The organism is Microbulbifer sp. ABF4_107 (genome assembly GCF_056312215.1).
This window is the reverse complement of sequence record NZ_CM149983.1, coordinates 1,258,383-1,271,221: the sequence shown is the minus strand read 5'-3', so window position 1 is coordinate 1,271,221 and position 12,839 is coordinate 1,258,383. Positions and strand designations below refer to the sequence as shown.

The window sequence follows — 12,839 nt, the reverse complement described above, 5'->3', positions numbered from 1 at the left end:
CACAGTCCATCAATTCTTCTGTACCCGGCTTTGTATCGGGTGTAAATAGAACGCTACAATTTGCAAACGGCGAGCCACCGGCACCATAAGAGTCGCATTGGCCGATCCGGGCTCAAGCTGAGGTAAACAATTCCTCGCTACCCACACTCTGAGCCTCCAGTAGCGCTAGGATCTGGTTCACAACCTTGATTCCTTCACGTAAACGTCCGCCTCTACAGTGACGCTCCAACATTGCGAGCAAACCGCAAAACTGAATATCCAAGGCAGCCTCAGCTATATCACCCTCTTCATAATCCGCGTGTGCTGAGATAATGTTTTCAGCAATTTTCTCGGGTGAGTCTGAAGGCCATAGATGGAATCCGAGCGGCTCTAATTTCCAGTCTCCCAGGCCCAACAAGCAATCGCGGCCATCTTCATGAAGAGTCAACTGTTTAACAACCGGGTCTTGAACCACCAGACTGAGAGGTAAAACCTTGATCCTTTCGGATATGGCTGGAAGCTGCTCAACAAGAGAGTCAAGCCTGATTTTTTCGTCAGAATCGGCTAAAAGCGAAAGTCGTGACAGTAGGACAGGGTTAATCCGATCTGTCAGCGTGGGATGGACCGAGCAGTACTCTTCAACTAACGCCGAGTCAAAAGTAAGTAGTTGAAGCCTAGAATGTACACTGATGATCGTGTCCCGATCTCGAGTAAAGTTCCAGCCCGCGGCCAGCTCAAATGCGTGGACCTGATAGCCACCCACCTCGGTTACCCCAATGAACTTCGGGATAACCCCCAAGGTCTCGAGATCGGGGTAGAGTTCCAGCTCGTTTTTTGCTGTTCTCGCCTTATTGCTTTCATAAACCTTAAGCAACAAATTTGCATCACCAGAACAACATTGAACAAGACTCATCCAGGGAAAAGGTGATTCGACCCATTCACAGGTGGAGTCTAACCCCACCTGTACCCCGAGCGCGCTCAAGGCTTCAGAAGTAAACTCTTCCAGTGACCCTTGTGACATTTTGTCAATAAAGGCACCACTGTTACCCGCTCCCGGTAACTTTGCATGCCCACGATAGAACAGCTTCTGAACTGCAGCTTTCTTCTTACTAAACCAGACAAGATTACTCGCTTTCTGAGTCACTGCTCCCAACAGCCTTCTGCCCAGGATTATAGATACGACCCCTTGAAGAAACTCCGGTGGCCGCTCAGAGAGAACGAAGGCATAGACCAGAAAACAAAAACAAGCGATAAAAATCAGATTGGAGGCTCTACCCAGTATTGTGGGCGGACTATCAAGAAAAGCATCACGAAATTTACTGGATGCCGAAGCCAGCACTGCAGCGGCCACGACCACAAAGCCTAGCGCAGCCACCAAAAATGCCAGGAAGTCCAGATATACAAACCCGATTACCAGGCTCAATGCCAACAGCAGAAATGTACTTCCTCTTGCACTTACAATGCCGTTGTATGCCGAAATCAGAAAATCATTGCCCGTAAAGCGCCCCTTTTTATGCAAAAAAGAAAATTTTCTCGCATATTTATCCGCCGATTGATTTAAATACCAGTCCTGTATCAACACTACAATATGGAGCACCACAATCAGGGCCGTGAGAATCCCAGCCCATTCGGCCCGGGAGATTCCGGGCACAAACCTGTCAAACATTACAGGCATCTGCGGCGCAGCCAAAATCAGAACGATTTTAATCGGCAAAATAAAAACGAACAGTTCAAGAAAGCTTTTTATAAAACTCACTAGAACGTCGGAGAAAAATCGAGCAGGTGCTACGACGATAAACTGCCGGCAAATCTTTCTACGGCTAACAAAAAGTGCCGCTGTGCTGTTAATAAGACTCTTCATAGAAAATACAACTCATTCTATTAGTGCCGGACACGCTAAAAACAACGTTAAGACTCCAAACGCAACCAAGTACCTTGACTATTCCTTTATGCGCATCAGGGGGCACGGCTATCCCGTCACTCGTCAATACCGCACAAAATATGCCTATCAATAGCGCCTCTGACCACTTCCTTACTGAAGAATTGCTCAATAAAACCCGGGCGCTCAGCCAACTGCTTCTCGCAAAGGGATTCTTTGGTATATAGCGCTATCAATTCGTGTGCGAAATCATCGGCACTCTCAGCAACGGCCATAACTGTTTCGGATGCTGGAATTCCCTCTGCACCGATTGGTGTCGTAACCAATGGTACACCGGCTTGCAATGCTTCCAGAACTTTCCCCTTCACACCGGCACCGTAACGAAGAGGAACCACGCAAACGCGAACAGCACGGTAAAGCTGCTCTAACTCGGCATCACTCACAAAGCCATGCACTATTACATTTGCTGAAGCAAGAGCACTGATTTCATCAGGAACATTGGAACCAACGACATGTAGGCGCACCTCAGGGTCAACGGCACGGACCTTCTCCATCACCTCACTTATAAACCACAGGACCGCATCAACATTCGGAGTGTGGGTAAACCCACCGACAAACAGTAAGTCTTTTCGAGCAGAAAACTCGTAAGGCTCGATATTTGCAGAGTCGAGTACATATAGAGGTAATTGCGCGACGTCCGTAGCAGGTGCGATTTCCCGAACAGCATCCACTTCCACATCCGATGGATAGAGCACGGTATCCACTTGCTGAAAAATCCGGGTTTCGCGCGCCTTCCAGCTTTCCGCATCTTTCTTTAGCTTTTCGTCACCAGCGACCACGGCTTCACGCTCTGTACGCAGGTAATGAAGATCATGCCCAAAGTAAACCAAGCGCGGACAATTCTTAAGCGCCTTAATTTCCGCTATAAAATCTTCGGTAATATGTGGCCGGTGCAGATAAATGACATCAAGGTATTTTGCGTTCTCCTCAAGCCAGAGTTTCCAGTTCCGAGCGATTGTTTCACCATATAGCACTTCAACACCAAGTTGCTGAAGGGTCTCGGTATATGGCTGGTGAGGAAAGAAATTTGCCCCGAGAAATTTAACCCGAATCCCCATTTCAACCATGGTTTTCACATAGAGGAAGGTCGACCTGGATCCGGCATCCTTATCGTAAAAAGGCACGTAATGGTCGATAAACAACACTGTCGGCTGGTCGCCCGCTCTTTCCCGCGCATCGAATACATCAACACCCACATCGCAGCTATTCGCTTCGAGCTCGGCCTTCCACTTCTTGCGCAATACCACTTGATTAATACGCTGCTGCTTCTTGATACCAGAATTGATATCGCTACCGTGGCTTACACCTTCAAAATGCACCACCTTCGATGCAGGCTGGTAAACCGTCCGCAAGCCGCGAGCTCGGATCTCGAACGCAAGGTCCGTATCTTCATAATAAGCGGGACAAAAACGCTCATCGAAGCCCCCTAGCTCATCCCACAACCCCTTTTCAAGCAGTACACAGGCACCAGAGATATAATCTACGTCCCGAACATAATTGAACTCGGGTAAGTCCGGATTTTGACCTCGACCATAGTTCCAGCCACTCGCATCGCGCCAGATAATGCCACCCGCTTCCTGCAATACTCCATCTTCAAATAGCAGCTTGGGACCAACTAGTCCGACGTTTTTCTGCGTTGAGACCACATCCAATAGTGATTGCAACCAACCTGGCTGCGGATTGGTGTCATTATTCAAAAGGACAAGATAACGCCCCTCAGCAAATCTCGCGGCGTTGTTGCAGTTTTTCAAAAAGCCCAGGTTGACATCGTTGCGCACAACACGAATATTTTTTATGCGATCTCCGATGGACTCCGTAATATCACTCGAGCGGTCATCGGCAATGATCACTTCATATGGAATATCACTGGTGTGTGCCAGAACAGATTGCAGACAGGACAACGTGGTGGGGTACTGGTTGTACACCGGAATAATAATGCTGACCAGTGGGTTCTCGTACGCCGGAAAGGTGAGCTCTACAGACTTAGATGACACCTCGTCAACCGGGAAAATAACCGGTTTCTCTGCCACATTTGCATCTAGCGGGAAGCGCTGCTCAATCCAAGCGGCGCCATTCAATTTTTCTATTCCGAGGAGTACGCGCACCAAGCGTTTAAAGCGATGCCAGGTAAAAATGTGTAGGCATGCGTAAGGGTTGGCCAGCGCGTACCGTAAAACCTGAATGAGATACTTTAATCGATTAAATCCACGGCTTTCTGCTGCCGCAAGATCTTCCCCATGGTCGCACTTAAAGCTTTTATAGTCGGACCAAAGACTCCAAAGATAACCGGCCTTCCCGCTTCGGCGCGTCAGCTTTGCAGCCGCCCAATCTGCCAACCGATTGAATGCCCCCCGCATGCCACGTAACGCGCTTCCGATAGCGGCCTGCTGATGTACCACCTTTTGATATAGCTGAGAATTTACATCTTCCAGAGCTTGAAGATGCTCTTCGTCAAGTAGCTCTGGGTCAGCCGGGATACCACTCTCAATGAATTGGGCATACGCAGACGATAGATACTCTGAGCGATGCGAACCAATCGCTGCTGGCGAAACCATGTGGGCGAAGCTGGTTCTCTCGTCTGCCGGCAAGCGCGCGATATCCAGAGCCTCGTCCAAATAACGCCGCCCCCCCACCAGCGGAATCCGGCGGCCAAAGGCCTCAAGCGCCAGTGCTACCTTACCGATTTTACTCTGCGCAACCTGACTCATACCCGAAGAAAAGCGCTCAAGCTCTCCGGCCAGATACGCATTTTTCTCACTTTCTGCTTCAATATCATTGCTGATTTGAGGCTCTAGCACTTCGGGTCGCTCACTACACGTTTCATTCATTGGGCTTAAATACATCCATAATTGCCGATTCAGGCACTTTTTGCGTGTTCTTTCAATACGGTGTGAAAATCGACTCCACGCTCTTCCTGAAACTGTAATGCAGCCTCGTATAGTTGCGTCAATTCGCTTTTTGATGATGCACGAAAGGTCGCATAGCGGACAACACGCTCAACATGGCCGATCAAGCGCCCTAAAATCGACCGCCGAAACATATAAACCTTGGCATAGGAAACGCACAAACGGTGAAACAGATATTCACCTTTCTCTTTTTCTGACTTGTATTTATCCAGCAACAGCTGCTCTACAGAATCACTCATAAAACCCCCGAATATTAAAAATCAACTTTCTCTAGGAACGACCGAATCGAAGCGGGCGCACGCAAATTTATACAGCTCCAGATCGTACTTGTTTCGATCACAAAGCTCCCCGTATAGCGCTTCACCAAGTTCCCGTCGAACAGTCATCAATTTATCTTCCAACTGCTGTGCAGCAACCTGGGTAGTATTTATCTGTCTATTTATGACTTTTAGCTCGGGGAAATGGTACTGTAGGCAAAAGTGCATACGCAGCAATGACTCGTGGAACCGCTCAACCAGACCGAAGAAAGCCAGTTCTTCAAGAAACGTTTTTGCTCGCTCCAAACGCTCTTCGCCAGTGGTTGCATGCCGCGGTTTGTCACCTTCAACTGATTCGTTCGACAGTTGCAATACTTGAAAATCAGCAATAGGACCATGGTTTTGCGGGTCCAGTTTCTCCCGAACGTATTCCGCAAAAGTACCCTTCGGTTCGGTTAACCCCAATTGCTTTTTCCACTCGAAAAGGTACGCAGAGCGCGCTCTATCGAGCGGGTGGCGAAGGAACACCAACGGGAAGACTTCATACTCCCCCTGGGGCAGAGGTGGCATCGCCTGGTGGGAGGAAATCGCCCGTGCCGTCGGATGTCGATCGATAAACCCCTGCATATCCGCGGGCAGAATCTTTGCCGAGGAAGTCTCTTTATCAAACTTTAACCAGGTATCGCCAAAACTTTGACGAAGGATCTCATCAATCGATGAACCTGCATTCTTGAACAGGTGGTAATGTAAAATCAGTTTTCTCACGGGAAGCTACCAACTGCCAGTCAGTTGGACTGACCTTCTCCATCGCAAACCCGGTACCCAGTGACCGCTAGTCCGAGCTTTCGCTGATCTTCGCCATTACCTAATTCCGCTGGGCTTAATGTACGGACCAGTTTTACTTCAATCCGCGTAGCCCGAGCACCCTCACTCGCCGGCACACGGCAGGTCAGGCCGCGCGTCTGCCCATCAAAATCGAGATCCACCTGTTGCGCCTGCCCATCTACGAGGATTTTGGCCTCTTTGAGCAACTCGTCGTCATCCATCGCGGAGATAAAGCCCAGACGAAACACCTTGTCGACATTTCGCAGTACCGGCACGTCAAACACAATCTCCGGTGCTGGCCCGGTCCAACTATAGGCAAGGCCTTCGGGTGTATATTCAACACCGTACATATTCTGGTTTTCACCAAACACCGCCGCGGATACCTCTACTCGCGCCTGGGGCGCGTAGTTATGTTCCGCTACCGGTTGCGCCATCGTAGGCATCCGCGTGTCTACAGTGGCCTTGCTAAGCAACACTTGCTCTAATATCTTAATTCGAGCAGACATTTGCGCCTGGTTCTCAACCAGCACGTCCGCCACAGCCTTCAAATGATCATAGGGGTTCGCACTGGCTTCTACAGCGGCCACCACACTTGCCTGCAGCGCTTGGACATTATCTTTCACCAGCGCCTCAAAATAGCGTAAATCGTCGGCCATCGCTTCAACTTCACCGCGCTCAATACTGCTCATTTTTTGTACTCCAACTGTATTCCTGACCGCATCACGCCAACGCGTACCCGGTCAAATGGCCTTCATTATAAAAAACGTAGAATTATACCCACGAACCCGAGGGGAATCAGCCGTGTACGGCCAAATTTGAGAGCGAATTACAGGGGAAATGAGACCGGGCGGTTACGCCCGGCAGATAGAGGTGCTATCGGCGGAAATCCGCCTGATTTTCGAGAAACCATGAATAGGCCTGTTGCAGCCCATCTCTAAGGGTGGTAGAGGCCCGCCAGCCAAGCTTCGACAAGCGATCCACATCCATGAGCTTGCGCATGGTGCCATCGGGCTTACTGGTATCCCACCGTATAGAACCCCGGAATCCCGTTACCTCTGCGACCGTTTCGACCAACTCACGGATTGTACAATCCACGCCGGTGCCGACGTTGATATGACTCAGCATGGACTCGGTATTCGCACTGTAGCGCGCCCGATCCAACTCCATCACAAACACAGAGGCCGCGGCCATATCGTCTACGTGCAGGAATTCCCGCATCGGTGTACCGCTACCCCATGCTACGACTTCCGCATCTCCACGCTCTTTCGCCTCATGAAAGCGCCGCAGTAACGCGGGGATTACATGGGAGTTTTCCGGGTGAAAATTGTCATTGGGCCCATATAGGTTAGTGGGCATGACCGAACGATAGTCGCGTCCGTACTGGCGATTGTAGGATTCGCAGAGTTTAATACCGGCTATCTTGGCAATCGCGTAGGGCTCGTTGGTGGACTCAAGCGGCCCCGACAGAAGCGCAGACTCTGCCATCGGCTGCTCCGCTTCTTTGGGATAGATACAAGAAGAGCCCAGGAACAGCAGCTTCTCCACACCGGCAAGATGCGCGGCGTGGATGATATTGCACTCCATCATCAGGTTCTCGTAGATGAACTCTGCGGGATACGTATTGTTGGCATGGATACCACCCACCTTGGCGGCAGCCAGATACACTTCGTCGATCCGCTCGCTGGAGAAGAACGCCAATACTGCGTTTTGACTGATCAGATCCAGCTCATTACGAGAGCGCACAACCAACTCAACATCATCGCGAAGCTCAAGCTGACGAATAATCGCAGAACCGACCATCCCACGATGACCGGCAACAAAAACCCGTTTCTTGCTCATATCAACCCCGCCCTACTCTTTAGCCACGGACACATCAAAGCCGTGCTCCTTGAGCAACGCATGCTGCTTAGCCTTGGCGAGGTCGGCCTCCACCATTTCCGCACACATATCTTCAACGGTGATTTCTGGTACCCACCCCAATTTTTCCTTGGCTTTGGAAGGGTCACCCAGGAGTGTCTCAACCTCTGCAGGGCGGAAATAGCGTGGATCTACTCGCACGATTACGTCACCAACAGAAACGCCTGGCGCATTATCTCCCGTGATCGCGCTGACCGTCGCGATCTCGTCCACACCCTTACCGGAAAACTCCAGTTCAATGCCAGCATACCGAGCAGACATACGGATAAACTCACGCACCGAAATCTGCTTGCCGGTAGCGATCACGAAGTCATCGGCCACTTCCTGCTGCAGCATCATCCACTGCATGCGCACGTAATCCTTCGCATGCCCCCAGTCGCGCAGGGCATCAAGGTTACCCATGTACAAACATTGCTCCAGGCCCTGCGCAATATTGGCAATACCACGGGTAATCTTGCGGGTTACAAAGGTTTCACCACGGCGAGGGGATTCATGATTAAACAAGATCCCGTTACAGGCATACATACCGTAGGACTCGCGATAATTGACCGTAATCCAATAGGCATACATTTTGGCCACCGCATAGGGCGAGCGCGGGTGGAACGGAGTAGTTTCCTTTTGCGGAATCTCTTGGACCAAGCCATAAAGCTCGGAAGTCGAAGCCTGATAGAAGCGGGTCTTTTTCTCCAGACCTAGGAAACGAATCGCCTCCAGCAGCCGCAAGGTGCCCATCGCATCCACGTCAGCAGTATACTCCGGAGCCTCAAAGGAAACGGCTACGTGAGACTGTGCACCCAAGTTGTACACTTCGTCCGGTTGCACATCCTTTAAAATACGAGTTAGATTCGACGAGTCAGTTAAATCTCCGTAATGGAGGAAAAAACGCGGATTGTTCTCGTGGGGATCTTGATAGATATGATCGACGCGTTCGGTATTAAATAAAGACGCACGGCGCTTGATACCGTGAACCTCGTAACCTCTCTCAAGCAAAAACTCGGCCAAATATGAACCATCTTGACCAGTCACACCTGTAATTAAAGCTTTTTTCATAAAATTAAGAAGAGATACCGTTTAAATTAAATTGTTCTACAAGCTTCTTTGACCAACCATCAAGTTGCGTAGCAGCCCTACTCCAAGAAACATCTGATTTTACTATTCGCGCTGGGCAGCCAACCGCTAAACTACAAGGCCCTATAGTCTTAGTGACAACAGCGCAGGCACCGATGATACTTCCCTCGCCTACTACCACACCTGGTAATAAGGTAACTTTTCGACCAATCCAACAATGATCACCCACGTGCACTTTCTGAGGAACGTTGTTTACTATCATTCCTGTTTGAAGATCAACAATACCATGTTGATCCGCAGCTTGAATCAGGATATCGTCTGACAACAAACAATCCTCACCGATACTTATATCTGACAAATCCAGTACTGCTTTAACACCGTTTGCAGTCGATGAATTACCGATTTTAAAGTGAGAGTTTCTAAAAAATCTAACATCAAATGCGCCAGATGTGTTGTCTCCAAAATAACACTTGGCTCCGGAATAACTAAAAGTCAACGAAATAGATCCACTTCGCGCCCCAATAAATATATCAACATTTTCGATTTCTCTATTAGGTACTCCTGAATTAATAGTAAGCCTAAGAACCCCACTTTTTATTGCTCGAACAGTAATGTCAGAGAGCGAAAGTCGACAACTTTCGCCGAATTTACCGTTTATCGTGGCCAATTCAGCGAAATCCCGTAATAAATATTCAGACACTGGTCAATTCTTCCCGTTGATCAACCCAAGAATCTACTCCTGTCTTATCCGAGAAAGATTCCAGGCCATAAAAGCGCTCAAGATACTCTACACTCTCAGTAGAGAGCCCCCTAACATCTCGGAAAAATTGATACACAAATTCTAAACTACAGTACGCCCCTGTATGACTTAGTGATTCAGAGTAATCACCCAGAACTTTCCGAACATAATCTTGAGAAAGTGTTAAAATTTGGCAACCACTCTTCGCAAGCTCAGAATACCAACTAAAACACCCTTGGATGGCAGCCTCCGCCGAGAGACCAGAGCTAGCAGCCAACTGAGGGGGACATATTTGCAGCTCATCAAACGAACACTCGACAATTAGATCTTGCAAAGCAGGACCTCCTTCGAGAGCCCTTCGCGTAAAGTCAATCGGGTCAGGCACAACAATAATTTTCTCCGGTGAATGAACCAGTCTTTCCGCACCCAAAAATAGCTGATCCTTTACAGGCCTTAAGTAAACTTTTTCTGAACATATAAAGCTTGACTTAAAAGAGCGCCCTCGAATTTTTACCTCACCTTTAAAAGCAGACTCAAAATCAGCAATATTTTCTTTTCTACAGTAAATAATTGCCTCATAAGAATTCACGTGCTTTTTATGATTCTGAAACTTTTCTTTTTCAAGCTCGATCACGTCGGACCCAACGCTGCGCCCCTCCAAAAAGTTCAAGTGAATTTCTTTCGGATGAATCAATGAAGCAAGCTTACCGGTACTCCAAGAAAGCTCATGGGCTAGGGGGGGAACTAGAGTGAAATTACTCACACTCTTATCAATAGCATGGATATGCTGAAAGACATCCACTGTAGTGCCTATAAAATCACTCTTTTCGAGACAATGCTTTGCAAAAGATCCATTTATAGCGTGACAAGGATTTGACATTTTTAAATCATCTGTGATGAATTGATATTCACCATAGTACTGATGATCATCGCCTAAAGCCCAACCTAATCTTATCAAAGTAGGTTTCTCAGAATTAATTCCTGTATTATCAAGATCAGAGTAAAATCTAGCCGAACCTAATATCGCACCTATATAATCATTTAAAACAATGTCATCTTCAATTATCAACGCATTCTTTATGTCATTATCAACCATATGCGCCCAGAGCCGTTTATATGTAATAAACGTTGCAACCTGAGCTGGAATCAGGACATTATTACAATCATTTTTTCCGCAGCTTAATTGCCCACAACGGAAACAGCTGGGAAACTCAAGCACTTTGTCATTATCGTAAGCTAGTTTAACAAGCTCATCTTCTACACTACTTGCGCTAAAGAATTCAAAATTTTCTCCAAGAACCTCCCCCAATGTTTCAGAAATATGCGCTCTTCGGTCTACACTATTAGGTAAGTTTATACAGTATACTTTTTCAAAATACCCGAAAAAATCTTTCACTTTCTTCAGCTCTAATTCGGTCATTGCATGCGACACAACATCAGAACGAGAGTACCCTAGAGCTTGAACGACATCACCCGGAATAAGATCATAGACGCTACGAAATTCGTTTTTCAGTGAATTATTTTTTAGCTTTTCCAGCCATTTCCCAGTGTTATTTGCATCAGGAGACCTCTTCACATAAACACTTTCCGGATCTCCGAAAGAGAACTTTTTGTCTATAGATCTCCCCTTATTATAGCTCAAACAATTTGCATCGAACTTTACTCCCAAATAATTGCATAGCCTCCTTACCACCTCTTCAGGCTGGCGGACAAGATCTTCATATTTAACGACATGCATGTTTGAAAAGTCAGAATTAACAAAGCTAGCAAGGCGGCCAAATCCATGAGTGAAGTCATACTTACAGAACTTATCACCTAGAAGTTTGTTTGCATCACCATTAAACCATGTGTGGAGGTAAGAGCTCAAAATATCCGCAGGATCTCTTAGCAGTACTATGAACTTAGCCTTTGGAAACAAAGTTGCTAGTTTATCAGCAACATAGATATAACGAGGAGTCTTATCAAGGAAGTACATCTTCTTCGAATCCTCGATAATTTTTTCATACATTTCAATGGCGTACGCCCGCTGTGCCGAATGAAGGGTGTCAGAATCCAGCCCCCTTTCATTACAAAGTGCATCGTAGGCCCTAACACTCAAACTGACCCCATACTTTGAATCCAACAAGTCTTCATCATACATACTCAACAATGGGAGCATCACCCACGGCTCACCTACTGAGTCTATTGCATCGGTTGCCATCAATATTTTTTGCAACATGGTTGAACCGGAGCGAGGCATAGAAATCAAAAATACAAGGCGCTCCTCTACACCTGCCCCTAAAGCAGATGATTGAGCTGAAACCTCGGGAAACAAATTACTTTTCTCAGGGTCTTGAAGTAAACACCTATAATATTCGTCGACTGTATCTAAGGGTACACTAGCCTCACCCTGAGATCTTACAGCATCCCAACGCTCTATCGTCCGAGTTATATAGTCACTCGATGCACCGGCCGGTTCTATATCCGCCACCAACATATCGCTATCAACGAAATCGCCATTTTGGCAGAACGCTTGGTAGATAAGCTCGAAGTCAGCGACAATCTTACGGCCCTCGTTAAATGGACAGCCTCTCAGAAAACTATTATTTAGAAATAACGACTGATGAGAGAACGCCATCCCTTTCCATAGATCCCGCAAAGGCTTAGGACGCCAAACCACCCCATTTCCCAAATTAACGGCCCCGTAGATCGCAGCAGGTTTTCTCCCAAGCTCATCAATCAGCTTCAATACACTTTCTACAATTAAATCGCCAGAAAAAGAATCTCCGGAATTCATAAAAACTGTATAGCCGTCAGTCAGAAATTTGCAACCACGGTTCATCGCGCTGTAAATACCGCCATCTCGCCCATAAACACAAATATCTATTTCGCTTGCAACAGACTCAAGGTACTCTAGCGATCCATCTGTTGAGCCTCCGTCGACAACGATATACTTTATTTTATTTCTCGCCGTCTGAGAGAGAACAGACTCAACCGTTTTCTTTAGGCCCGAAAGATTATTAAAGTTAATAGTAACAACTGAAACGTCTCTCGAAAAATAAATATCATTTTCCTGCCCAGTCTTATCAAAGACTTTTTTACAAATATCATAGGCAAGCTCATAAGTTGAAAACTTGACGCACTTAGCCTGAACCATTGCGCAACAGCTTTGCAATAACTTCTCGAAATCACCGTTTTGGTACAAACGGACTAAACTATCAAAATTCACT

General features: G+C 47.4%; 9 protein-coding genes. All 9 read right to left on the bottom strand.

Features of this window, described 5'->3' with window-relative positions; all coding sequences use genetic code 11:
• Positions 1–112 precede the first annotated feature (112 nt).
• Positions 113–1,840 carry a hypothetical protein gene (locus ACYX4K_RS05235; protein WP_475093171.1) on the bottom strand — a complete coding sequence of 576 codons (1,728 nt, stop codon included), beginning with the start codon at positions 1,838–1,840 and terminating at the stop codon, positions 113–115.
• Between the two features lie 116 nt (positions 1,841–1,956).
• Entirely contained in the window at positions 1,957–4,746 is a 2,790-nt protein-coding gene (locus ACYX4K_RS05230; RefSeq protein ID WP_475093172.1) for a glycosyltransferase, read from the bottom strand.
• Between the two features lie 29 nt (positions 4,747–4,775).
• Entirely contained in the window at positions 4,776–5,063 is a 288-nt protein-coding gene (locus ACYX4K_RS05225) for a hypothetical protein (RefSeq protein ID WP_406827634.1), read from the bottom strand.
• Between the two features lie 21 nt (positions 5,064–5,084).
• Positions 5,085–5,846 carry a hypothetical protein gene (locus ACYX4K_RS05220; protein ID WP_475093173.1) on the bottom strand — a complete coding sequence of 254 codons (762 nt, stop codon included), beginning with the start codon at positions 5,844–5,846 and terminating at the stop codon, positions 5,085–5,087.
• A gap of 20 nt (positions 5,847–5,866) precedes the next feature.
• Positions 5,867–6,595, bottom strand: coding sequence for a hypothetical protein (locus ACYX4K_RS05215; RefSeq protein ID WP_475093174.1), 729 nt, complete (start codon positions 6,593–6,595; stop codon positions 5,867–5,869).
• A gap of 184 nt (positions 6,596–6,779) precedes the next feature.
• Positions 6,780–7,745 carry a GDP-L-fucose synthase gene (gene fcl, locus ACYX4K_RS05210; RefSeq protein ID WP_475093175.1) on the bottom strand — a complete coding sequence of 322 codons (966 nt, stop codon included), beginning with the start codon at positions 7,743–7,745 and terminating at the stop codon, positions 6,780–6,782.
• A gap of 12 nt (positions 7,746–7,757) precedes the next feature.
• Entirely contained in the window at positions 7,758–8,873 is a 1,116-nt protein-coding gene (gene gmd / locus ACYX4K_RS05205; RefSeq protein ID WP_475093176.1) for a GDP-mannose 4,6-dehydratase, read from the bottom strand.
• Positions 8,874–8,877: 4 nt separating this feature from the next.
• Positions 8,878–9,591, bottom strand: a complete 714-nt coding sequence (locus ACYX4K_RS05200) for an acyltransferase (protein ID WP_475093177.1) — start codon at positions 9,589–9,591, stop codon at positions 8,878–8,880.
• Entirely contained in the window at positions 9,584–12,838 is a 3,255-nt protein-coding gene (locus tag ACYX4K_RS05195) for a sulfotransferase (RefSeq protein ID WP_475093178.1), read from the bottom strand. The genes ACYX4K_RS05200 and ACYX4K_RS05195 overlap by 8 nt, the downstream gene beginning before the upstream one ends.
• Between the last annotated feature and the right edge of the window lies 1 nt (position 12,839).

Excerpts from the sequence above, each read along its gene's own strand:
- ACYX4K_RS05225 (WP_406827634.1), bottom strand. The coding sequence starts at position 5,063 with ATGAGTGATTCTGTAGAGCAGCTGTTGCTGGATAAATACAAGTCAGAA.
- ACYX4K_RS05215 (WP_475093174.1), bottom strand. The coding sequence starts at position 6,595 with ATGAGCAGTATTGAGCGCGGTGAAGTTGAAGCGATGGCCGACGATTTA.
- ACYX4K_RS05230 (WP_475093172.1), bottom strand. The coding sequence starts at position 4,746 with ATGAATGAAACGTGTAGTGAGCGACCCGAAGTGCTAGAGCCTCAAATC.
- ACYX4K_RS05235 (WP_475093171.1), bottom strand. The coding sequence starts at position 1,840 with ATGAAGAGTCTTATTAACAGCACAGCGGCACTTTTTGTTAGCCGTAGA.
- gmd (WP_475093176.1), bottom strand. The coding sequence starts at position 8,873 with ATGAAAAAAGCTTTAATTACAGGTGTGACTGGTCAAGATGGTTCATAT.
- fcl (WP_475093175.1), bottom strand. The coding sequence starts at position 7,745 with ATGAGCAAGAAACGGGTTTTTGTTGCCGGTCATCGTGGGATGGTCGGT.